This window comes from Cupriavidus sp. SK-3, from assembly GCF_000611145.1.
In the GTDB taxonomy this organism is placed as follows: domain Bacteria; phylum Pseudomonadota; class Gammaproteobacteria; order Burkholderiales; family Burkholderiaceae; genus Cupriavidus.
Genome location: NZ_JFJV02000264.1, coordinates 1 through 23,380, shown reverse-complemented (window position 1 = coordinate 23,380; position 23,380 = coordinate 1). Strand labels below are relative to the sequence as shown.

General features: G+C 63.7%; 21 protein-coding genes and 2 pseudogenes. 1 reads left to right on the top strand and 22 read right to left on the bottom strand.

The window, feature by feature from the left end; translation table 11 throughout:
* Positions 1-12: 12 nt before the first annotated feature.
* The 21 genes and pseudogenes from CF70_RS28175 to CF70_RS28080 all read right to left on the bottom strand — a co-directional run bounded on the left by CF70_RS28175 (position 13) and on the right by CF70_RS28080 (position 21,844).
* On the bottom strand, positions 13-2,331 hold the full coding sequence (locus CF70_RS28175; RefSeq protein ID WP_035873039.1) for a primosomal protein N': 2,319 nt from the start codon (positions 2,329-2,331) through the stop codon (positions 13-15).
* Positions 2,332-2,905: 574 nt separating this feature from the next.
* On the bottom strand, positions 2,906-4,003 hold the full coding sequence (gene hemE / locus CF70_RS28170; protein WP_035873036.1) for a uroporphyrinogen decarboxylase: 1,098 nt from the start codon (positions 4,001-4,003) through the stop codon (positions 2,906-2,908).
* Positions 4,004-4,119: 116 nt separating this feature from the next.
* Entirely contained in the window at positions 4,120-5,076 is a 957-nt protein-coding gene (locus tag CF70_RS28165) for an alpha/beta hydrolase (RefSeq protein WP_035873033.1), read from the bottom strand.
* Positions 5,077-5,132: 56 nt separating this feature from the next.
* The gene (locus CF70_RS28160; RefSeq protein ID WP_035873322.1) at positions 5,133-5,555 is read right to left on the bottom strand and encodes a CoA-binding protein; all 423 of its coding nucleotides are present in this window, start codon (positions 5,553-5,555) and stop codon (positions 5,133-5,135) included.
* A gap of 5 nt (positions 5,556-5,560) precedes the next feature.
* Positions 5,561-6,538, bottom strand: a complete 978-nt coding sequence (locus tag CF70_RS28155) for an RsiV family protein (protein WP_235185242.1) — start codon at positions 6,536-6,538, stop codon at positions 5,561-5,563.
* A 787-nt stretch (positions 6,539-7,325) separates the two neighbouring features.
* Positions 7,326-7,742, bottom strand: coding sequence for a F0F1 ATP synthase subunit epsilon (locus tag CF70_RS28150; protein ID WP_035873030.1), 417 nt, complete (start codon positions 7,740-7,742; stop codon positions 7,326-7,328).
* 139 nt (positions 7,743-7,881) lie between these two features.
* Positions 7,882-9,285: a F0F1 ATP synthase subunit beta gene (gene atpD / locus CF70_RS28145; protein ID WP_035873027.1), complete on the bottom strand. Its 1,404-nt coding sequence runs from the start codon at positions 9,283-9,285 to the stop codon at positions 7,882-7,884.
* Between the two features lie 33 nt (positions 9,286-9,318).
* Positions 9,319-10,194 carry a F0F1 ATP synthase subunit gamma gene (gene atpG, locus CF70_RS28140; protein ID WP_035873025.1) on the bottom strand — a complete coding sequence of 292 codons (876 nt, stop codon included), beginning with the start codon at positions 10,192-10,194 and terminating at the stop codon, positions 9,319-9,321.
* Between the two features lie 74 nt (positions 10,195-10,268).
* Positions 10,269-10,504 (bottom strand): annotated as a pseudogene (locus CF70_RS38355) (F0F1 ATP synthase subunit alpha); the annotation flags it as partial.
* Position 10,505: 1 nt separating this feature from the next.
* Positions 10,506-11,858 (bottom strand): F0F1 ATP synthase subunit alpha (gene atpA / locus CF70_RS28135; protein WP_235185241.1); only part of this gene is annotated, 1,353 nt, incomplete at its 3' end.
* Positions 11,859-11,910: 52 nt separating this feature from the next.
* Complete coding sequence (locus CF70_RS28130) at positions 11,911-12,450, bottom strand: F0F1 ATP synthase subunit delta (protein ID WP_035873019.1); 540 nt, start codon at positions 12,448-12,450, stop codon at positions 11,911-11,913.
* A 2-nt stretch (positions 12,451-12,452) separates the two neighbouring features.
* Positions 12,453-12,923, bottom strand: a complete 471-nt coding sequence (locus tag CF70_RS28125; protein WP_035873016.1) for a F0F1 ATP synthase subunit B — start codon at positions 12,921-12,923, stop codon at positions 12,453-12,455.
* Positions 12,924-13,022: 99 nt separating this feature from the next.
* A complete protein-coding gene (gene atpE, locus CF70_RS28120) occupies positions 13,023-13,289 on the bottom strand; it encodes a F0F1 ATP synthase subunit C (RefSeq protein ID WP_006157246.1) in 267 nt (88 codons plus the stop codon).
* A 63-nt stretch (positions 13,290-13,352) separates the two neighbouring features.
* On the bottom strand, positions 13,353-14,216 hold the full coding sequence (gene atpB / locus CF70_RS28115) for a F0F1 ATP synthase subunit A (protein ID WP_035873316.1): 864 nt from the start codon (positions 14,214-14,216) through the stop codon (positions 13,353-13,355).
* Between the two features lie 246 nt (positions 14,217-14,462).
* Positions 14,463-15,011, bottom strand: a complete 549-nt coding sequence (locus tag CF70_RS28110; RefSeq protein WP_035873014.1) for an ATP synthase subunit I — start codon at positions 15,009-15,011, stop codon at positions 14,463-14,465.
* A gap of 344 nt (positions 15,012-15,355) precedes the next feature.
* Positions 15,356-16,258: a ParB/RepB/Spo0J family partition protein gene (locus CF70_RS28105; RefSeq protein ID WP_035873011.1), complete on the bottom strand. Its 903-nt coding sequence runs from the start codon at positions 16,256-16,258 to the stop codon at positions 15,356-15,358.
* Positions 16,259-16,295: 37 nt separating this feature from the next.
* On the bottom strand, positions 16,296-17,069 hold the full coding sequence (locus CF70_RS28100) for a ParA family protein (protein ID WP_035873008.1): 774 nt from the start codon (positions 17,067-17,069) through the stop codon (positions 16,296-16,298).
* 68 nt (positions 17,070-17,137) lie between these two features.
* Positions 17,138-17,845 carry a 16S rRNA (guanine(527)-N(7))-methyltransferase RsmG gene (rsmG, locus tag CF70_RS28095; RefSeq protein ID WP_035873005.1) on the bottom strand — a complete coding sequence of 236 codons (708 nt, stop codon included), beginning with the start codon at positions 17,843-17,845 and terminating at the stop codon, positions 17,138-17,140.
* Positions 17,846-19,786, bottom strand: coding sequence for a tRNA uridine-5-carboxymethylaminomethyl(34) synthesis enzyme MnmG (gene mnmG, locus CF70_RS28090; protein ID WP_035873003.1), 1,941 nt, complete (start codon positions 19,784-19,786; stop codon positions 17,846-17,848).
* A 197-nt stretch (positions 19,787-19,983) separates the two neighbouring features.
* A complete protein-coding gene (locus tag CF70_RS28085) occupies positions 19,984-20,844 on the bottom strand; it encodes an N-formylglutamate amidohydrolase (protein WP_035873000.1) in 861 nt (286 codons plus the stop codon).
* A gap of 4 nt (positions 20,845-20,848) precedes the next feature.
* A complete protein-coding gene (locus tag CF70_RS28080; protein WP_035872998.1) occupies positions 20,849-21,844 on the bottom strand; it encodes a tripartite tricarboxylate transporter substrate binding protein BugE in 996 nt (331 codons plus the stop codon).
* A 124-nt stretch (positions 21,845-21,968) separates the two neighbouring features.
* On the opposite strand from CF70_RS28080, the gene CF70_RS28075 reads away from it, so the two are divergent.
* Positions 21,969-22,913 (top strand): LysR substrate-binding domain-containing protein, encoded by a 945-nt coding sequence (locus CF70_RS28075; RefSeq protein WP_035872994.1) that lies wholly within the window; start codon positions 21,969-21,971, stop codon positions 22,911-22,913.
* A gap of 276 nt (positions 22,914-23,189) precedes the next feature.
* On the opposite strand, the pseudogene CF70_RS28070 reads toward CF70_RS28075, so the two are convergent.
* Positions 23,190-23,380: pseudogene (locus CF70_RS28070) on the bottom strand (ABC transporter ATP-binding protein); the annotation flags it as partial.

The window sequence follows — 23,380 nt, the reverse complement described above, 5'->3', positions numbered from 1 at the left end:
TCCGGAGCGGACTCAAATTCGCAGCGGATCGATCTCCAGCTGCCAGCGCACGCCCTTGGCATCGGCCATTGCATCACCAAAAGTTTGCACCCACTCGCTGATAAACCGCTGCAGTGCAAGGCGTGACGTACTCTCTACCAGCATCTGCGCACGCTCCCGGTTAAATACGCGCACCATCGACATCGGCACCGGGTCATGGAGTTGCACCTCCGGTGCCATTGGGCATGCATCTGCGCGGTTGCGCGCGCTTTGCAGGAAAGCCAGCGCGCGTTCCAGCTGCGCATGCTCGGCCGTGACCAGCACCTGGTAAGCAAACGGGGGCAACCCGGCCTGCCGGCGCTCGCGCAACTGCGTGGCCGCGAATCCATCATAGTCATGGCGTACCAATGCCTGCAATGCCGATGCGTCGGGATAGCGTGTCTGGATCAGTACTTCGCCAGCCAGCCCTGCCCGTCCGGCGCGGCCGGCCACCTGCATCAGCGAGGCGAACAAGTGCTCGGCGGCGCGGAAATCATGGCTGAACATGGCGGCGTCGGGATGGACGATGCCGACCAGCGTCACACGCTGGAAATCGTGTCCCTTGGCCACCATCTGGGTGCCGACCAGGATGTCGACCTCGCCCGCGTGCACTTCGTCGAACATGGCCTGGGCGCTGCCCTTGCGGCGCGTGGAATCGGCGTCGATGCGTGCAATGCGCGCTTGCGGGAAACGCGCGGCCAGGGCCTCCTCGATGCGCTGGGTGCCCCGCCCAAGCGGCGCGACGTCCACGTTGCCGCAGTCCGGGCAGTGATGCGGCACCGGTGATTCCAGCCCGCAGTGATGGCAGCGCAGGCGGCGCTCCGGCCGGTGCAGCACCAGGTAGGCCGAGCAGCGCGGGCAGCCGGAAAGCCAGCCACAGCTGTCGCAGGCGAGCACCGGCGCATAGCCGCGCCGGTTGAGAAAAAGCAGGCTCTGCTCGCCACGCTTCAGGCGAGCCTCGATGGCGTTGAGCAAAGGCACCGACAGGCCTTCGTAGAGCGCGCGCTGGCGCTGGCGCTCCTGGTTGATATCGATCAGGCGCACCGTGGGCAGCGTGGCGTCGGTCTGGGCGCGCTCGCGCAGCACCAGCTTGCGGTAGGTGCCCTGCTCGGCGCGCCACCAGGACTCCATCGACGGCGTGGCCGAGCCCAGTACCACCGCGGCGCCAAGCTGCTTGGCACGCCATACCGCGAGGTCGCGGGCCGAGTAGCGCAGGCCTTCCTGCTGCTTGTAGGAGGTGTCGTGCTCCTCGTCGACCACGATCAGCGCCAGGTGCGGCAACGAAGCCATGACCGCCAGGCGCGTGCCCAGCACGATGCGGGCCTCGCCGCGGTGCGCGGCCAGCCATTGCAGGGTGCGCTCCTGGTCGGCCAGGCCGCTGTGCAGCACCGCCAGCGGCAGATGCGGGAAACGCGCGGCAATGCGGCCCTGCAACTGCGGGGTGAGGTTGATTTCGGGCACCAGCATCAGTACCTGCGCCTGCGCGTCCCGCGCCAGCACTTCGGCCATGGCGTGCAGGTACACCTCGGTCTTGCCGCTGCCGGTCACGCCGTGGAGCAGGAAAGGTGAGAATCCCGTGGCCTGCACGATCGCCTCCACGGCCACGCGCTGCTCGTCATGCAGCGGCGGCGCGGCAGACGGCTCGCTTGCCGCAGGCGTGCCCAGCAAAGGCTGGTCGGCACGCTCGGAGGTCACCCAGCCGGCCCCGGCCCACTCAGCCAGGCGCGACGGGGCGGCGCTGCACAGCGCACGCGCCTCGGCAGCGGATACCGCCTGCCCGTCCTCCGCGGCGGCTACCAGCGCCTGTGCCAGCGCCAGCACCGTACGCGCACGCGCCGGCACCGCCGCCAGCAGGGCCGCGCCTTGCCCCGGGACTACGCGGTAATGTTCGCTGCGGGCACGCAGGGCCAGCCGCGCCCAGCCGTCGGCTTCGCGCAGTGCCGGAGGCAGCGCGGGCAACATGACTTCGCCCAGGCAGCGATGATAGTAGCGGGCGGCAAACGCCGCCAGGGCGATCCAGTGCGCGCCGAGCGGCGGCAGCCAGTCCAGGTGCTGGGCGACGGGACGCAGGCGCTCGGCAGGTACGTCCGAGTGCGCCGAACGCGATACCGCCACGCCCACCAGCATGCGGCGGCCAAACGGCACGGCCACCAGATCGCCAGGCTGTACTTCGGGACCGGCAAGGTAGTCGAAAACGTCGTCGGCCGGCGTATCGAGCGCCACCTGCACCACGGCGAGCGGGGCACCATCCCTGCCCGCAACGCTTGCCGGTGCCGCCGCCGACCCGGCTTCCCCGGGGATCGCCGGGGACATCACACTGCGCCTCCCGACCCGGACGCGGAGCGCAGCAGCAGGTACGTTCCACAATGGGGCAAAGAGGCCCGAAGCGTGTGCAGACGGGCGCCAGGCCGCTTTTCGGCCAAATTAAGTGTGCGGCGCAACATCAACTTAAAGTAACGCTTCAAATGTGCCCCTAAGTCGATGATAGATGGCTGGTTTTCCCGGCCTCGGGCACCGCCTGTGGATAACTTTGTTGAAAACTCGCCCGGAGTTCCCGCAAACGCCCGTGAAACAAGGCTCCCATGGGCATTCCAACCCGACCTTGCCCGGATGCAATCCCTTGTAAATCAAGGACTTGCAGACCCCCCTCAGATGAGTTAAGGACTAACCCGCTCTTGCACTGCGGAAAACCCATTGATGTGCATAAGTCAAGCCTTGACAAGCGCGAACCAGCACCGAAAGGACGAAATATTGCAAAATAGTTTACTTGACAGCGCTTCTTGCAAGCCTAACCCGGCACGCGGACAGCCCTGCGCGGCGCGCGAGGCCTGCTCGCTGCGCCGCACAGATGGCAGCCCTGGGCGGGCGGGAAGACGTGCCCCCCCTGTCACGTCGCGGCGACGCGCAGCTGCCGGCTGTAGCGATGTACCTCGTCCACCAGCACCGTCACATTCTCGGGCGGCGTGAACTGGGAAATCCCGTGACCCAGGTTGAAAACGTGACCGTCGCTGCCGCCGCCGGCGGCATAGCTGTCGAGTACGCCGCGCACCTGCTCGCGAATCGCGGCCTCCGGCGCAAACAGCACATTGGGGTCGATGTTGCCCTGGAGGGCCACCTTGCCACCGGTCCGGCGGCGCGCCTGGGTCAGGTTGACCGTCCAGTCCAGTCCCAGCGCGTCGGCGCCGATGCCGGTGAGTTCTTCCAGCCACAGGCCGCCGCCCTTGGTGAACACGATGGCCGGCACCTGCTGGCCGTCGTGCTCGCGCTTGAGCCCAGCCAGCACCTGGCGCATATAGGCTAGCGAGAAGGCCTGGTACATGCCATCGGCCAGCGTACCGCCCCAGGTATCGAACAGCATCACCGCCTGCGCGCCAGCCTCGATCTGCGCATTCAGGTAGGCCGCGACTGCCGCGGCGTTGATCTCCAGGATGCGGTGCATCAGGTCCGGGCGGCTGTACATCATGGCCTTGACCGTGCGGAAATCCGCGGAGCCGGCGCCTTCCACCATGTAGCAGGCCAGTGTCCAGGGGCTACCCGAGAAACCGATCAGCGGCACGCGCTGGCGGCCGTCCTGCACCAGGGCGCGGCGGATCTCGCTGACCGCGTCGAACACATAGGAGAGCGAGGCCATGTCCGGCACCGCCAGCTTCTTGACGTCGCCCTCGGTACGCAGGGGATGCGCGAAGCGCGGCCCTTCGCCTTGCGCGAACGACAGGCCCAGGCCCATGGCGTCGGGCACGGTAAGGATGTCGGAGAAGAGGATGGCCGCGTCGAGCGGATAGCGCTCGAGCGGCTGCAGGGTAACTTCGGTCGCGTAGGCCGGGTTCTTGGCCAGGCCGAGGAAGCTGCCGGCGCGAGCGCGCGTGGCGTTGTATTCAGGCAGGTAGCGCCCCGCCTGACGCATCAGCCACAGCGGGGTGTACTCGGTGGGTTGCCGGCGCAGCGCGCGCAGGAAGGTATCGTTCTGCAATGCGGTCATGGTCATCCTCGTAAGACCGCCATTTTACGGGATGGCCAGTCGCTGCCGGCAGTCTTGTGGCTGGCTCGGGACGATAGGCGATGCCCGGCGGCTCCGGCGGCCCCTCTGCCGGGGCCGCCTGCTCAGATATCGGCCGCCAGTTCCTTGAAGGCCTGCGCGGCGCGGCGCATCCATTCGCGCGCGCGCGGGACATCGGGCTGCAGGCGGGCAAAGCCGTGCGTCATGCCGCTCGCTTCCAGCGTGATCACCGGTGCGCCGTAGCGCACCAGGTAATCGGCATAGGCCAGGCCGTCGTCACGCAGCACATCGTGAGCGGCGACCATCACTACGCTGGCCGGCGGCAGGTGCTTCGGTGCTGCGCCCATCAGGTGGATGCGCGTGTCTTCGATGGCGGCGCCTTCGGCGAGGCGCCCGGCACCGATGAATTCGGTCCAGAACCAGGCCATTTCGTCGCGTGTGAGGCCGGGACCATCCGCGAAGGCGCGATAGCTTTCGGTCGCCAGCACCGGGGCCGTCACGGGATAGACCAGCATCTGGGCGTTGACCAGGCCCGGACGCGCATGCGCATTGGCCCAGCGTGCCGCCTGCGCCGCCAGGTGGCCGCCCGCACTGTCGCCAGCCACGGCCAGGAAGCCCGCGTCCAGGTGCAAGCGCACGCGCTGCTCGGCGAACCACAGGACGGCTTCCAGCGCGTCGTCGCAAGGCGCCGGAAATGGAAATTCCGGCGCCAGCCGGTAATCCACGCTCGCCACCGCGCAGCCCGTGTCGGCAGCCAGCAGCGCCGCCACGCTGTGGTGCGTGTCATGCGAGCCGACCACCCAGCCGCCACCATGGAAGTAGACGATCAGGCGCGGCTCGGCCACGGCCTCGGGCCGGAACAGGCGCGCGGCCAGGGTGCGGCCCGGCAGCGGGATCTCCAGATCGGAGGCAACGATGCCTTCCGGATCCGGCATGATCGAGGTGGCTGCGATCTCGGCGAAGCGTGCGCGGCGGCCCGCCGCATCGGCCGGTGCGGGCTGGCCGGCGTAGCGCTCGGCGAGACGGCGATAGTAGTCGAGGAGCTGGGGATCGATGGCCATGGCTGCTTGCGAATGGAATTTGTCTGGTCTGTGCTTGACCGGCTAGTGTAGCGGGATCAGGACGCGAGGCGCATCAGCTCGATCTTGCTGCAGCGGTCCTGCACCGCCAGCAGGCCTGCGGCGCTGGCCCGGCCGAAGGCAACGTCATTGACGATGCCGAGCTGAAACCAGACCCCGCGGGCGCCGATCGCGATGGCGTCCTCGACCACCGGAGGCACGTCGGCGGCGCGACGGAAGATATCGACCCATTCGATACGCTGCCCCGACTCAGCCAGCACCGCGGCGGCGTCGGCCAGGCTGGCGTGGCAGGTTTCCCCCAGGATGCGCTCGCCGGCATGGCGCGGGTTGACCGGCACGATGCGGTAGCCGTGGCGCTGCAGGAAGGTAGCCACTTCGTGACTGGCGCGGTCGGGGTGGTCGGAGAGGCCAACCACAGCCACGGTCTTCATCGCCAGCATGCTGTGTATGGCCTGATGCATCTCGCTCACGTCTGTTCCTTCTCGTTGGTTTCCGGGGATTTGTCGCGGCCGGTGGCAGCCGGGCGGGCACAACTGCCCAGCCGCGCGAAAGGCACCGCCACCTGGTATGCGCCCTGTGCAAACGGCCCTACCGCGTAAGGCGCATAGTGCATTACCAGGCCACCGCGGTACAGGGTAAATGGAGTGCGCGTATCGCGCAGGGCTTGCACATCGAGCGCGCCGCGTTCGGGCTCGGCCGCGCCCTGCCGCTTCAACTCGACCTGCAGTTCGTCGTTGAGTTTTTGCAGGCAAGCCTCGCCCGGCTGCAGCAGGTCTGCGAGCCGGACAGGCGTATAGACAGACCGGGCAGGCGCCGCGGATGCCGCTGATGCGGATTCGGCAGTATCGCGCCGCCAGGTACCGCCGACAAAGTCGAGACTGCCGTGGGCACCGCCGTTATAGCGCCAGGTGGTACGCAGCAGGCTGACGGCGCCGCCGTCGAGGCGCATCAGCTCGATCCCGCTGCGGCATTCGTGCTCGCCCTCACCGCATCCGCTGTCACGCAGCGACGCAATCAGCGCATCGAGTCGGGGACGGCCAGTCTCCGGAAAGCGTTCGGTAAGTCGCGCGCCTGCCACTTTCACGGTGCGTTCGCGGTAAACCGCCTTGCGGGTCAGCGTTAGTGTCTGCCGGCGGGTACCGTCGATACTCATCCACTGCCCGGTTGCACTCAGCCCATCGGCTGAGACGGTGCCCTCGAAACGTGCACCAGCGCGGGGCTCGGGATACTCAGCCGGCGCCTGGACGTCGTCGCGCTCGCGCAAGCTCAGGCGCCGCTGCGCTGTCAATTGGCCATCGAGTTGACGAGGTGCGGCGGCAAGCATTGAATCGTAACGGGCCGTTCCTTCGACCCGCTCGGTCCCGGCGCGCGGGAAAATCGTCAGCGCTACCTGCACGCCGCCGTCAAGCTCGCCCTGCCACAGCACGCCATTGGGCGCTTGCAACTCGGCTGCGCAAGCAAGGCCACCAGCACACAGAGAAGCGGTTGACAGCGTCGCAATGCCAAGCTGGACAAGGCCTCTCGTGGTATGTGCGAAGCCAGGAGCGACGGGGGAAAAGGCTGAGTGAGGCGGCATGGCAATCGATGGCCGAACCGCAAAGCGGATGGCGAGTTCAGCGAAACCTATCGGACCCGCGCCACGTGGTGATGTTCCCGCCGCCTGGAGGCGGAGCAGATGCAATGCGCGCTAAAACGCCTGTTTAGACGCTTTTTTAGTTACCGCGCTTTCAACTTCTTGCAAACCGATACATTTTGTTACTGCCATCCCCAAAAGTTTCCCCCACAATGCTTTAACACAATCAGTTTTTGTGAAAGGCGTTCCCTCCCCCAAACAGAAAGGGAGGGCGCATTGAAGAAAGCCTAAGGAAGCATTCCCACCTAGATTAACCGGATCGCAGACGATGCTGCGGTCGGTGTACCAGGTTGAGATGATGTTGGCGCGTGCCGGTTCTGGCTGGTTGGATCGTCTGAATGCGATCAATACTGCCCGACCGGATGTTGGACCACCAAGAAAGTGGTTTGCGCCTGTTGGTTGACCTGGACCTTACCCGTTCCTTCGAATTGACCCCTCGAAGGGATTTTCCCGTCCGCGCGGAGCCTCCCCGGCCCGCGCGCTTTTTTTTGTCCTGAGCCGACAGAATAGTCGTTGGGATTCAAAAAAGGCAGCCGCGAGGCTGCCTTTTTTTTCGCCGCTGCCAAAAAAACAACAGCTGCGGCGGTGCTGCTTCTTCTTACCGTTTCCGACGCAGGCGCGCGATGGCAGCCAGTTGCGCAGTAGCAACAGCCAGCTCGCCTTGCGCACGTGCCAGGTCGAGATCGCTGCTCTGGTTCTGCATCAGCTCCTCGGCGGCGCGCTTGGCTTCCTGCGCCTTGGCTTCGTCGAGGTCGCCGCCACGGATCGCGGTGTCCGCCAGCACGGTGACGTGCTTGGGCTGGACTTCGAGAATCCCGCCGGCCACGAACACGAACTCTTCGCTGCCGTCTTCCTTCTCGATGCGCACCGCGCCCGGCTGGATACGCGTAATCAGCGGCGTATGGCCCGGCAGGATACCCAGCTCGCCCGACTCGCCCGGCAGCGCCACGAACTTCGCCTGACCGGAGAAGATCGACGATTCGGCGCTGACGACGTCTACAAGAATGGTTGCCATGTGAATTCCTTTAGTCCCTGAAAGCTTCGGCTTCCCGTTGCCAGGAAGCAAGTATTCCGCGCTCAGGCTGAGCGCGGCCACCGCCGACATTGCTGTCCGCGGCAACCGCCACTACGGCGCTGAAAGCGAAAGACGCCGCTTACTGGAGCTTCTTGGCCTTCTCGAAGGCTTCGTCGATCGAACCGACCATGTAGAACGCTTGCTCGGGCAGGTGATCGCACTCGCCGTCCACCAGCATCTTGAAGCCACGGATGGTTTCCTTCAGCGGCACGTACTTGCCCGGCGAACCCGTGAACACTTCCGCGACGTGGAAGGGTTGCGACAGGAAACGCTGGATCTTACGAGCGCGCGACACAGCCTGCTTGTCTTCCGGCGACAGTTCGTCCATGCCCAGAATCGCGATAATGTCGCGCAGTTCCTTGTAGCGCTGCAGCGTTTGCTGAACGCGACGGGCCACGTCGTAGTGCTCCTGCCCCACGACTTGCGGGTCGAGCTGACGCGAGGTCGAGTCGAGCGGATCGACGGCGGGGTAGATACCCAGCGCGGCGATGTCACGCGACAGCACGACGGTCGAGTCCAGATGCAGGAAGGTGGTAGCAGGCGACGGGTCGGTCAAGTCATCCGCAGGCACGTACACGGCCTGGATCGACGTGATCGAGCCGGTCTTGGTCGAGGTAATGCGCTCTTGCAGCTTGCCCATTTCCTCAGCCAGCGTCGGCTGGTAACCCACTGCGGAAGGCATACGGCCCAGCAGTGCGGACACTTCCGTACCGGCCAGCGTGTAGCGGTAGATGTTGTCGACGAAGAACAGGATGTCACGGCCTTCGTCGCGGAACTTCTCGGCCATGGTCAGGCCGGACAGCGCCACGCGCAGACGGTTGCCCGGCGGCTCGTTCATCTGGCCGAACACCATGGCCACCTTGTCGAGAACGTTCGAGTCCTTCATTTCGTGGTAGAAGTCGTTCCCTTCACGGGTACGCTCGCCCACACCGGCGAACACCGACAAACCGCTGTGCTGCTTGGCGATATTGTTGATGAGCTCCATCATGTTCACGGTCTTGCCAACGCCGGCGCCACCGAACAGGCCAACCTTACCGCCCTTTGCGAACGGGCAGACCAGGTCGATCACCTTGATGCCGGTTTCCAGCAGGTCGACCGAAGGCGACAGTTCGTCGAACTTCGGAGCCTTCTGGTGGATCGCGCGCAGCTCGTCCGATGCGATCGGGCCGGCATCGTCGATGGGACGACCCAGCACGTCCATGATGCGGCCCAGGGTGCCTTGACCAACCGGCACCGAAATCGGGGCGCCGGTGCTCTTCACCGCCATGCCGCGGCGCAGGCCGTCCGACGAACCCAGGGCAATGGTACGCACCACGCCGTCACCCAGCTGTTGCTGCACTTCGAAGGTCAGGCCCTTCTCGGCGAACGAGGCTTCGTTGCTCTCTTCCAGCACGAGCGCGTCGTACACCTTCGGCAGCGCGTCGCGGGGGAACTCGATGTCCACCACGGCGCCAATACACTGCACAATATTTCCGATACTCATTTCGTATCTCCGATAGCTTGAATACTTGACGCCTTAGACGGCTGCGGCACCGCTGACGATTTCCGACAGTTCCTTGGTGATCGCTGCCTGACGGGTCTTGTTGTAGACCAGTTGCAGTTCGCCGATCACGTTCTTGGCGTTGTCGGATGCAGCCTTCATGGCCACCATGCGCGCCGACTGCTCGGACGCCATGTTTTCGGCCACGGCCTGGTACACCAGCGCTTCGACGTAGCGGACCAACAGTTCTTCCACTACGGTCTGGGCGTCGGGCTCGTAGATGTAATCCCACGAGTAGGCGCGCTTTTCATCTTCGGTCTGGGCAAACTTGTCGGCGGGGAGCGGCAGCAGCTGCTCCACCATCGGCTCCTGCTTCATCGTATTGATGAACTTGGTGTAAGCCAGGTACACAGCGTCCACCTCACCATTGGTGTAGGCGTCGAGCTGGACCTTGATCGCACCGATCAGTTTTTCCAGATGCGGGGTGTCACCGAGCTGCACCACGTGCGAAACCACCTTGGCGCCGATGCGGCCCAGGAACTGCATGCCCTTGGAACCAATGGCGGTGCTTTGCACCTGCACGCCGCGGCCTTGCAGCTCACGCAGCTCATTGGTCACCGCGCGCAGCACGTTCGTGTTCATGCCGCCGCACAGCCCCTTGTCGGTCGTCACCACGATCATGCCGACGCGCTTGATGTCGCGCGCCACCATGAAGGGGTGCTTGAACTCGGGGTTGGCTGAAGCCAGGTGCGCCGCGATATTGCGCACTTTCTCGGCGTAAGGACGGGCGTTACGCATCCGTTCCTGCGCCTTGCGCATTTTGGACGCGGCGACCATCTCCATCGCCTTGGTGATCTTGCGCGTGTTTTGCACGCTCTTGATCTTGGTTCGAATTTCTTTCGTTCCGGCCATATCTTCCTCTCCATTCGTGCTGCGGCGGCACCGTCATGGCAACGGCGCCGGCGCAGTTTCGTGGAATTGCGCGGTTAGAACGCGGCGGACTTCTTGAAATCCTCGATCGCGGCACGCAGCGTGGCTTCATCTTCCTTCGACAGATCCTTGGTATCTTCGATGCGGTTGATGAGGTCGGCGTACTTGGTCTTCAGATGGTCGTGCAGGCCCTTCTCGAACGCGAGAATGTCCTTCACTTCCACGTTGTCGAGGAAGCCGTTGTTGGCTGCGTACAGCGACGCGGCCAGCTGCCACACCTGCAGCGGCAGGGNGGCCGCGCACGGCGCCGCGCCCCCCTGCCACACCTGCAGCGGCAGGTATTGAGCCTGCTTGAGCAGTTCGGTCACGCGGCGGCCGCGTTCGAGCTGCTTGCGGGTGGCATCGTCCAGGTCGGAGGCGAACTGCGCGAACGCAGCCAGTTCACGATACTGGGCCAGGTCGGTACGGATACCGCCGGACAGCTTCTTGATGACCTTGGTCTGGGCGGCACCACCAACGCGCGACACCGAGATACCGGCGTTGATTGCGGGGCGGATACCGGCGTTGAACAGGTCGGTTTCCAGGAAGATCTGGCCGTCGGTGATCGAGATCACGTTGGTCGGCACGAAGGCGGACACGTCGCCAGCCTGCGTTTCGATCACGGGCAGCGCGGTCAGCGAGCCGGTCTTGCCGGTCACGGCACCCTTGGTGAACTTCTCGACGTAGTCGGCGTTCACGCGGGCTGCGCGCTCGAGCAGACGCGAGTGCAGGTAGAACACGTCGCCGGGGTAGGCTTCGCGGCCCGGCGGGCGGCGCAGCAGCAGCGACACCTGGCGGTAGGCCCAGGCTTGCTTGGTCAGGTCGTCATAGACGATCAGCGCGTCTTCGCCGCGGTCACGGAAGTACTCGCCCATCGTGCAGCCGGCGTAGGCAGCCAGGTACTGCATGGCGGCGGAGTCCGAAGCCGTTGCCGCGATCACGATGGTGTACTCCATCGCGCCCAGCTCTTCGAGCTTGCGCACCACGTTGTTCACGGTCGAAGCCTTCTGACCGATTGCCACGTAGACGCAGAAAACGCCCTTGCCCTTCTGGTTGATGATGGCGTCGACAGCGACGGCGGTCTTGCCGGTCTGGCGGTCGCCAATGATCAGCTCGCGCTGGCCACGGCCGATCGGCACCATCGCGTCGATCGACTTCAGGCCGGTCTGCACCGGCTGGCTAACCGACTGGCGTGCGATCACGCCAGGGGCAACCTTCTCGATCACGTCAAATTCCTTGGCGTTGATCGGGCCCTTGCCGTCGATCGGCTGGCCCAGCGTGTTGACCACGCGGCCCAGCAGTTCCTTGCCAACCGGCACTTCCAGAATGCGGCCGGTGCACTTGACCGGGTCGCCTTCGGAAATGTGTTCGTAGTCGCCCAGCACCACGGCGCCGACAGAGTCGCGCTCGAGGTTCAGCGCGAGGCCGAAGGTGTTGCCGGGGAATTCCAGCATCTCGCCCTGCATCACGCCGGACAGGCCGTGCACGCGGCAGATACCATCGGTCACGGAAATCACCGTGCCGGTGTTGCGCACTTCAGCGTCAGCGCCAAGACCCGAGATGCGGGACTTGATCAGCTCGCTGATTTCTGAGGGGTTCAGTTGCATCACAATGCTCCTAATTCTTCAATCCGTCGGCCGGTATGCGCGCTTACGCGCATCATGCGGTCAGCGCCACTTGCATTGCTGCCAGGCGCGCACGCACGGAGGTGTCGAGCACTTCGTCGCCGACCTTGACGCGCACGCCGCCAATCAGCGACGGGTCCACCGCAACCGAAGGCTGCAGCTTGCGGCCGAACTTGCGTTCGAGTGAGGCGACGAGGTCGGTCAGGGTTGCGCCCTCGATAGGGAAGGCACTCGTGATCTCGACATCTGCCGACCCTTCACGGTCGTTCTTGAGCGCATGGAACTGCTCGGCGATTTCCGGCAATACCGACAGGCGGTGGTTAGCCACCAGCAGGCTGACAAAGCGCTTGGCTTCGTCGTTGACCGGAGACTTCAGGGCCGACAGGAACAGTGCGGTCAGCTTGTCGCCTTGCACGTTCGGATCGCCAGCCACCGCCTTCATGTCGGGATTGGCGGCAACTTGCCCCATTTCCGACACCAGCTCGGACCATGCATCCAGATTGCCGCTCGACTCGGTCGCGACGCGGAACAGCGCCTCTGCGTAGGGACGGGCAATGGTTGCGGTTTCAGCCATGATTAGAGCTCAGCCTTGAGTTGATTGAGCAGATCCGCGTGGACCTGCGCGTTCACTTCGCGCTTGAGGATCTGCTCGGCACCCTTGACGGCCAGCACGGCGACCTGGTCGCGCAATTGCTCGCGCGCGCGGGTAACTTGCTGATCGGCTTCGGCCTTGGCCTGGGCAATGATGCGTGCGGCTTCTGCCTGGGCGTTCTGCTTGATCTCGTCAGCCGTCAACTGGGCGCGCTTCTCGGCGTCGGCGACGCGTTGGGCACCTTCGGTGCGGGCTTCGGCCATGGCCTGGTCCACACGCTTGTTGGCGAGTTCGAGCTCAGCCTTGCCTTTTTCGGCGGCGGCGAGGCCATCGGCGATCTTCTTTGCGCGTTCGTCGAGCGCCTTCACCAGCGGCGGCCAAATGAATTTGGCAACTACCCACCACAGGATGAAGAACACGACCATCTGCGCAAGAAACGTTGCGTTCAGATTCATGGTGTGTTCCTTTCGGTAATCAAACTACAGATAAATGCGCAAGGGCGGCCAGGCTAAGTGGCCCGCGCCGCCCGTCAGCATCATGCAGACCGAAAAGAATTACTTGATGACAGCCAGCAGCGGGTTGGCGAATGCGAACAGCATTGCAACACCAACACCGATCAGGAATGCCGCGTCGATCAGGCCAGCCAGCAGGAACATCTTGGTCTGCAGCGGGTTCATCAGCTCGGGCTGACGTGCGCACGCTTCGATGTACTTGCCGCCCATCAGGGCGATACCCAGGCAGGCGCCGATTGCGCCCAGACCGATGATGATGCCGATACCGATGGCGGTCAGACCCTGGATGTTGGCGAGATATGCTTGCATGACGACTCCTTTAATTGAGAAGAGACTTAGAACCAAAAAACCGAAAAACCGAAAACTTGAAAATCAGTGGTGATCGTGAGCCTGGCCGATGTACACCAGCGTCAGCATCATGAAAATAAAGGCCTGGAGCAAAACGATCAGAATGTGGAAGATCGCCCAGACAGCACCGGCCAGTACGTGACCGACGAAGCCCAGCGCGGACAGGTCCGCGCTGAACGTCCAGATGGAACCCAGCAGCGCGATCAGCAGGAACACCAGTTCGCCGGCGTACATGTTGCCGAACAACCGCATGCCCAGCGAAACCGCCTTGGCCAGGAATTCGATCAGGTTCAGGACCAGGTTGAACGGGGCCAGGTACCACTTGGCGCCGAACGGGGCCGACAGCAGCTCATGTGCGAAACCGCCCACGCCCTTGATCTTGAAGCTGTAGTAAATCATCAGCACCAGCACGGCGCATGACATGCCCAGCGTACCGTTCAGGTCGGCCGTGGCAACGGCACGATGGTGCGGCAGGTGGATGTGGAAGATGCCCAGCAGGCCGTTCAGGCCGGTGACCCAGTCGACCGGGATCAAGTCGACGGCGTTCATCACGGTGATCCAGCAGAACACCATCAGCGCCAGCGGAGCAATGAAGGAACGGTCGCCGTGGATGATGCCCTTGGCCTGGTCGTCGACCATCTCGACGATCATTTCGACGAATGCCTGGAAACGGCCCGGCACGCCGGCGGTGGCGCGGCGCGCTGCGGCGTACAGGAACAGGCAGGCGATGGCGCCGCACAGTACCGACCAGAACACGGTGTCGTAGTTGAGGACGCTGAAGTCAACCACGGAGGCTTGCTTGCCGCCGACCGAGTTGAGATTCTGCAAGTGTTCGGCGATATAGCCGGAGGGGGTGAGGGCCTGTTCGGCGCCTTGAGCAGCTGACATGTCGAAACGAACCGTAATATTGCGAAACCAGTTGCCGGCATTTTGCCGGTACGCTTCTTGCACCGCCTTCAGCATGATTTGCTGGTCACCGCGGGCAAGCTCGTTTGAACCTTATCTGCGCCGCGCTTCACTGTTGTGACGCGCCACGCCAAAAAACTCTTGATATTCTGTTTTCGTGCCCCACTTCGACAGGAAGCACACTTATTCGATCTACTGCGCCTGGCCACTTTGCCCTGAGGCACGCCCTCAGCGAATCGCCAGCGCCACCCAGTAGGTCTTGAGCGCAAGCAGGAACGTGACCAGCATCGGAACCCAGCGCAACTCGCTGTACAGCACCACCACCAGCACAAACAGTGCGGCGGTGGCAAACACCTTGATCGCCTCGCCGACCACAAGCCCGCTGATCGAGGGACGCTCGCGCGACATCCAGAGGCGCAAGGCGAAGAAGCCGCTGGGCACGAAACATACCGTGCCACCAAATAGTGCGGACCAACCCGCCGCGCCGGCGTTGCCGCCGGCAAACAGTCGCCAGGCAATGGCCGACAAAACAGTAACCGCCACCTGCGCCAGCACGACCCTGCCGGGCGTCATGCGCGAAGGGCGCAGCGCGCGCTCGCCGAACAGCGTTTCCGCCTCGACGCGCGACAGCGGATCGACCGCCTCTTCCTCGCGCTCTGCCTCGTCGCCGTCCCAGGTTTCCCAGGCTGCATTACGTGCGACTTCACGTGCGGCTTGACGTGCATTACGCGGCTGCCGGTCTTTATCCTGACCAGCATCATGACGATCTGAAACCACCTGCGTATTGCCTCTGCTTGTTGTTTAATCCGACCCGGAACTTTTCTGAACCGGCCGGAATTCAAACCGCACGATTTTACGAGGAATGCACCATGCGAGTCAATCTGCTTACAGACTCCTTGCAACAGTCCGCATTGCGCTTGCAATTTCCACGCGCCCATCGTGCGCGCGCGACCGACCGCCTCCAATAACGCGCCAGGTAATTGAAGCGCCTTGGGACAGCGACGCACCATGATCGTTTAACGCCCTTGCGTGACGCTTACGAAGGGATCATCGCGGCCGGCCCGTGGCACTAAAACCACGCAGCCCGGCCGTTAATCGCGCACTATTTTTGGGAAGCCCGCTCAGGCGGGAGACTGGCTCTCGCCGGGCTCGCGAAGGCGTGTCAGCACACCGTCGAGCGCATCGTTGCTGGTGAAGTGGATGGTGAGCTGGCCTTTGCCGCGCGTGCCCAGCTTGATCTGCACGGGCAAGCCAAGCACGTCGGATAGTTCTTCCTCAAGGCGCGTCACGTCGCGCGCCGGCGCGCCGTTGTTTGGTTTCTGCAACCTGAGGTCCAGGGGCTTGAGGGTGGAGGCTACCAGCTTTTCGGTCTCGCGCACCGACAATCGCTTATTAATGATTTGATTGGCGAGCGTGATCTGGTTGGCGCCGTCGACGGATAGCAACGCGCGCGCGTGCCCCATGTCGAGATCGCCCGCCATCAGCATGGTCTGTACCGGCTGGGCGAGGTTCAGCAGACGCAGCAGGTTGGATACCGCGCTGCGCGAGCGCCCTACCGATTCCGCCGCCTGCTCGTGCGTGAAATTGAACTCGCGCACCAGGCGCATGATGCCTTGCGCTTCTTCCAGCGGATTGAGGTCTTCGCGCTGGATATTCTCGATGAGCGCCATCGCGGCGGCGGCTTCGTCTGCCACGTCCTTGACCAGCACCGGCACCTCGTCGAGCCCGGCGATCTTGGAGGCGCGGAAGCGCCGCTCCCCGGCAATGATCTCGTAGCGATCCGGCTCGGCCACGCGACGCACCAGGATGGGCTGCATCAGACCCTGGGAGCGGATGCTCGCGGCCAACTCCTGCAGCGCGCCCTCATCCATACGCGTACGCGGCTGGTACTTGCCGGGTTGGAGCTGGTCCAGACGCAGCACCGAAGGCGCGCCCTCCTGCTTGACGGCATCGACAATTTCAGCCGGCCCACCCAGCAAGGCTTCCAGTCCGCGGCCCAGGCCCTTCTTCTTCACGGTGCTCATCTCGGTATCCTGTATACGTGAATCTCAGGCCCGGCGCTTAGCCGAGTTGCTTGACGCGCGCGATCATTTCCGCGCCGAAGTCGAGGTAAGCCTTGGCGCCTTTGGAGGACGGATCGAAGGCCACGCCGGGTACGCCGTAGGACGGTGCTTCCGCCAGCCGCACATTGCGCGGGATGACGGTCTTGAACACCTTGTCGCCAAAATGCGACTCAAGCTGGGCGGACACCTGCTGCTGCAAGGTCACACGTGGATCAAACATCACACGAAGCAAGCCAATCACCTTCAGGTCGCGATTGAGGTTGGCGTGCACCTGCTTGATGGTGTTGACCAGATCGGACAGCCCTTCCAGCGCGAAGTACTCGCATTGCATCGGCACGATCACGCCGTTGGCCGCGCAGAGGCCGTTGAGGGTCAGCAGGGAGAGCGAGGGCGGGCAATCGATCAGCACGAAATCGTACTCGTCATCGACTTCGGCAAGGGCGTTCTTGAGCCGGCGCTCACGCTGATCCAGCTCGACCAGCTCCACCTCCGCACCGGCCAGTTCACGGTTGGCAGGCAACACATCGTACTTGCCGGACTCGGAGTGCTGGCGCGCCTGTTTCACCGTGGACAGCCCGACCAGCACCTGATAGACGCTGTGTTCGAGCGACTGCTTGTCGATGCCGGATCCCATCGAGGCGTTGCCCTGGGGATCGAGGTCGACTAGCAGCACGCGCTGGTCCTGTGCCGCCAGGCCGGCGGCAAGGTTCACCGTGGTGGTGGTCTTGCCGACGCCGCCCTTCTGGTTTGCGATCACGAATACCTTGGCCATATGCTCCTGCTGCTCCTGCTTGATTTCAACCTGCCGGGGGTGGGCGCCGGCGACAACCACCGGCCGGGTCAGCGGCGCGACAGCACCACCAGGTGACGCTCTGCGTCCAGCTCCGGCACGGTCAGGCGCGGTATTGCCTCGACCTGCCACTGTGCCATCAGCCCGGCCGCTTCCATGCGATCGATCTCGGGCTGGGGATAAACGCCCTTCATTGCTATCAGCTTGCCGCCCGGCGCCAGCAGGTGGCCGGCGAGCGAGACGAAATCGCTCAGCTCGGCAAATGCGCGCGAGGTGATCACCGCATAGCCCTTGTTGTCCTCCAGCTTCTCGACCGGCCCCCAATGGGCAGCGGCATTGGACAATCCGAGCTGTGCCCGGCACTGCGTGAGGAAGGCTGTCTTCTTTTGCACGATATCGACCATCAGCACCGATACATCGGGACAGGCGATGGCAAGCGGCAGGCCGGGCATGCCGCCGCCCGAACCCACGTCGAGCACCCGGCGGCGCGCGCCCTCCTCCACCACGGCGGCGCGAGCCGCCTCCGCCAGCGCCGGCACGGCGGCGAGCGAATCCAGCATGTGGTGGGTGAGCATCTCGTCAGGGTGACGGATGGCGGTCAGGTTATAGACGCCGTTCCATTTGCGCAGCAGCGCGAGGTAGGCAAACAACTGGTCGATCTGTGGCGCGGAGAGAGCCAGCCCGATGGCGGACAGGCCGGCTTCCAGCCGACGGCGCTGGTCGGCATCGTCCACGGCGGCGTAACGTTGGTTCCTCACTCAGGCGGCCTCTTGGCTGGAGCCGGACTTGGTACGCCCCATGCCCTTTTTCTTCAGATGGACCAGCAGCAGTGAAATCGCCGCCGGCGTCACGCCGGAAATACGCGATGCCTGGCCGAGTGTCTCCGGCCGGTGCTGGTTCAGTTTCTGGCCGACCTCAATGCCCAGGCCGCGCACTTCCGTGTAATCGAAGTCTTCTGGCAAGCGGGTGGATTCGTTGGCTTCCAGCTTATCCACCTCCGCAGCCTGGCGTGCGATGTAGCCGTGATACTTGATGCCGATCTCGATCTGCTCGCAAATCTGCTCGACCAGCAGGGGATCGGTATCCAGCGGCTGGGCCGGCGCGAACTTGCCATCCTGCAGTGCCATCAGTGCGTCGTACGTAACGGCCGGACGGCGCAGCAGGTCGGCGAGGTTGTACTCGCGCTCGATCGCCTTGCCGAGCAGCGGCACCGCATCCGCCTCGGGCAGCAGGCTCGGATTGACCCAGGTCCCCTTCAATCGCTCTGTTTCACGTGAAACAGCATCGCGTTTCCGGTTAAATGCATCCCAGCGCACATCATCGACAACACCAAGCGCCCGACCAGCCTCGGTCAATCGCATATCGGCATTATCTTCGCGCAGGCTCAAACGGAACTCCGCGCGGCTGGTGAACATTCGGTACGGTTCCGAGACCCCGCGGGTGATCAGATCGTCGACCAGAACCCCAAGATAGGCCTGGTCCCGCCGGGGAGTCCAGGCCTCGCGCTCCTTCACGAAACACCCGGCATTGATACCAGCCAGCAGGCCCTGGGCCGCCGCCTCCTCGTAACCAGTCGTGCCGTTGATCTGGCCCGCGAAGAACAGCCCGCGGATCGCCTTGGACTCCAGCGAGGCCTTCAGGGCACGCGGATCGAAGTAGTCGTACTCGATAGCGTACCCTGGGCGCAGGATATGCGCGTTCTCCATGCCACGGATCGAGTGCACCAAGGCGAGTTGCACGTCGAACGGCAGGCTGGTGGAGATCCCGTTGGGATAGAACTCGTTGGTCGTCAGCCCTTCCGGCTCCAGGAAAATCTGGTGGCTGTCTTTGCTTGCGAAGCGGTGGATCTTGTCTTCAATGCTGGGGCAGTAGCGCGGCCCTACCCCTTCGATCACGCCGGTGTACATCGGCGAACGATCAAGGCCGCCGCGGATAATGTCGTGGGTTCGGCCATTGGTATGCGTGATCCAGCACGGCAATTGCTGCGGGTGCTGTTCGGCACGGCCCAGGAAGGAGAACACAGGCACCGGGTCGAGATCGCCGGGCTGTTCCTCCATCACGGAGAAGTCGATGGTGCGGCCATCAATGCGCGGCGGCGTACCGGTCTTCAAGCGGCCCTGGGGCAGCTTGAGTTCCTTCAGCCGCACAGACAGCGATACCGACGCAGGATCGCCTGCACGTCCGCCGGTGTAGTTATCCAGCCCCACGTGAATCTTGCCGTCGAGGAAGGTGCCGGCCGTCAGCACAACCGCGCGCGCGCGGAAGGTAATGCCAACCTGAGTAACGGCACCGACCACGCGGTCTCCTTCCACCACGAGGTCATCCACGGCCTGCTGGAACAGCATGAGGTTCGGCTGGTTTTCCAGCCGGGTACGGATCGCCTTGCGATACAGCACGCGGTCGGCCTGGGCACGGGTGGCGCGAACGGCCGGGCCTTTGCTGGAATTCAGGATGCGGAACTGAATGCCCGACTCATCCGTGGCGGCCGCCATGGCGCCACCCATTGCATCCACTTCCTTGACGAGATGGCCCTTGCCAATGCCGCCGATCGACGGATTGCAGCTCATCTGGCCAAGGGTCTCGATGTTATGGCTCAGCAGCAGCGTCTGGCAGCCCATACGAGCCGCGGCGAGCGCGGCTTCCGTGCCGGCGTGGCCGCCGCCGACAACAATGACATCGAATTCTTTTGGGTAAAGCATGGAGGCACCTCCTCCGGGAGGCTGGCGGGAAATGAATCGGGATGCCGAATTATAGCGGCATTCGCTGTGGCGTCCCTGCACCGCGGCATGTTTCACGTGAAACATGCCGCATGAATAACTCGGGTGTGTTCCACGTGAAACAAAAAAGCCGGGCTCGATGGCCCGGCTTGGATACTGACTGGATTAGCGTCTACGCATCATGCCCCGCCCTGCTCTCGCAGGTAGCTGGCGATGCGTTCGACCAGTCGGCCCAGATCCGCCTGAAGCTGGCCGAACCCGGCGCTGCGCTCGCGCGTTGCCTCATCCATATACAGCGGTCGGCGAATCTCGATCTGCAAGCTGTTACGCCGCTCGGCGGGGCGCCCAATTTGCGCTATCAGTTGCACGCCTTTGTACGGATCGTTACGCGCCACCGTATAGCCAAGCGCCCGCAATTCGGATTCCACTAGCGCGACGAAATCCGGCTCGCAGGTCGTGCCGTCGCGATCGCCCAGCACGAAGTCCGCCAGTGGATGCGGACTCTGGATCTTGAGCCGCTCATAGGCATTGTTCGGCATGGAGTGCAGGTTCAGATGCCAGACGGCACCGAAGCGCTGGTAGGCCCCCTCCACTGCCGCCGATAGTGCCTGATGGTAAGGGCGGTAGTATCGATCGATCCGGCTGCGTACCTCTTGCAGCGAGAGCTTGCGGTCGTAGATCCGCGTGGCTGCATCCACATTGCGCCAGATCAGTCCATAGCCCAGGCGTGTCTTTTCACCTGGCGCCAGCGGCTCAGGCCAGGTGCCATCCAGCAGCTCGGGATCCAGATCTTCAAGCGTACGATTGGGATCGATATAGACGCGGGGGAAATTCGCGGCGATCAGCGTGCCGCCGATCCGAGGCACGGCTTCCCACAGCGATTCCACGTGGGTGTCCTCGCCGCTCCGAAGACGCTGCAGCGGGATGGCCGCACCGAAGTCCTGCGGGTAGCACGTGCCGCTGTGCGGCGAATCGCAAACCAGCGGCAAGGCCTGATCCTGCGGCGCGGACTGGACAAAGGGTTCGAAGCTATCGTTCATGCCATCAATCCAGTTTGATATTGGCCGCCTTGGCGACGCGCGCATAGCGCGTCATGGCCTGCTGGATCTGCACCTTGAAGCCATCCGGCGTGGTCGGCACGAGCGTGCCGCCGGACTCTTCCACCTTGCGCTTGAACTCCGGGTTCTGCATGGCTTTGTGTATGGCGCGGTTGAGCTTCTCGACAATAGCCGGCGGCGTGCCCGCGGGTGCCACGATGCCGAACCAACCGCCATCCCCCATCTCCTTGTAGCCCAGTTCCGCGTAGGTCGGCACATTGGGCAGCTGCGGTGAACGAGCAGCGCCCAGCACGGCGAGCGCGCGCAGCCGGCCGGATTTCACGTGGGGCAGCGTGGACGACAGGTTGTCGGTGATCGCATTGACCTGCCCCGCCACCACATCGTTGAGTGCCAGGCCGGCGCCCTTGTACGGTACGTGCAGCAGGTCGATCTTGGCCAGCATCATGAAGTTCTCGATATTCACATGGCCCAGCGAGCCCGCACCCGGCGAAGCAAAACTGTATTTGCCGGGGTTGGCACGGACCAGGGCAACGAACTCCTGCATGGTCTTCGCCGGCACGCTGGGATGCACGGCGAACACACTGGGGATCGCCACCACATTGGTGACCGGCGCGAAATCCTTGATCGGGTCGTAATTCAGTTTTGGGTACACGGCTGGGTTGGAGCCGTGCGTGCTGACGGTAGCCATGCCGATGGTGTATCCATCCGGTGCCGCGCGCGCAACCTGCTCCATGCCGAGCGATCCGCCGGCACCGCCCTTGTTCTCCACCACGATCGACTGGCCCAGCTCGCGGCCGCCGAACTCCGCCACCAGGCGCGCCGACAGGTCCGTCGAACCGCCAGCGGCAAACGGTACGATCAGGCGGATCGGGCGGTTCGGATAATTGGCCTGTGCGAACACGCCACCTGCGGCGCAGAGACTGGCACATGCCGCCAGGCAGGACAGGACGAAATGCCGGCGCGGCAAACTGGCTCGGATCATGGGGGTTTTCTCCTTGGCGTTATATGGGAAGGTGGCCAAGTGTCGGCAGTTTACCGGGTCCGCACAAACGACTATATTGCACGGTTGCATTACCAAAGCTCATTCTCGGCTCCGCCCTCCCCCAATGCGGCTACGCTCGCCCTCGATGTCCGAACTGCATGCCTTTGTCGCCGCCGCGCGGCTAGGCAGCTTTACGCGTGCGGCCGAGGATCTGTGTGTCACCCAGGGGGCGATCAGCCGCGCCATTGCCCGTCTCGAATCGCACTTCGGCCAGCCCCTTCTCCAGCGCAATGCGCATCGCCTGACCCTGACGGATGCCGGCCGGCAACTGCTCGACTCGGTGGCCGGCCCGCTGGCAGCCATTGAGCACGCCAGCGCCGCCCTGCTCTCTCGCGACCGTCAGCATCACCTCACGCTGTCCGCAGTGCCCACGCTGGCCAGCGTATGGCTGATACCAAGGCTGCCGGATTTCCACCGTCGCTACCCCGAGATCCGCCTGGACTTTGTGCCCTACCGGCGCAACGAGGATTTCACAGGCCCGGCGCCGGATGCCGCAATCCTGGCCGGCACCCCGGACCGCTGGCCAAGCCTGCAATGCGACTACGTGATCGGCAGCGAAATGGTACCCATCTGCCATCCCGACCGGGCCCGCGCCCGCCATGAGGCTGGGCGATGGTCACAGCCGGCAGAACTGCTGCAAGAACCCTTGCTCTACCACACCACCGCCCCTGCCAACTGGCAACACTGGCTGTCCGCGGCAGGCGTACCCAGTGCTGCGCCGGCGCTTGCCACGGGCTTCGACCAGGTCTCGATTCTGGTCCAGGCGGTCAAGGCGGACATGGGCGTGGCCGTGCTGCAGCGCTGTCTGGTACGGGATGAGATTGCCGCGGGGCTCGTGGTGGCGCCGTTCGATTTGCCGATCAGGCTGACGCGGGGGTACTTTCTGTGTGTGCCAAGAGAGAGGCGGGACCATCCCGCGTTTGCCAAGTTTCGCGCGTGGCTACTTGGCATGGCAGCGCAAGATCCCGACGTGCTGCAGGCCAATCAGGAAAATTCACCAGACAAATAACAAAAGTCAGAATTCTGTAAGTTATTTTTGTTCACCGAATAGTTATTCGCCTCTTGGCGCAGATATATCTACAAAATGAATTAAGCACCAAGCCGTGTGCGCATTTACATTCCTTCCGTAGATACATAGCGTACCTATCGCTGCGCTAACCCCTCGCTAACCCTGGATCAAGAACACTTCCGTGGGAGTCCGGCTTCTCGCCATCCAACCCACAAATAATAATGACGGGCAGTGCCCGTCATTATTCGTCGTATAAATTCTGACAATCGATAAGGCCTAGGCCGCCTTCTTCGCCAGCCCCAGATACGTCTCGATCACCTTCGGATTCGCCGCCAGTTCCGCCGCCGGCCCCTCCATTGCCATATCCCCCGTCTCGATCACATACCCATAGTCCGCCACCTGCAGCGCCGCGCGTGCGTTCTGCTCGATCAGCAGCGTCGCCACACCGGTCTTGCGCAGGTCGTTGA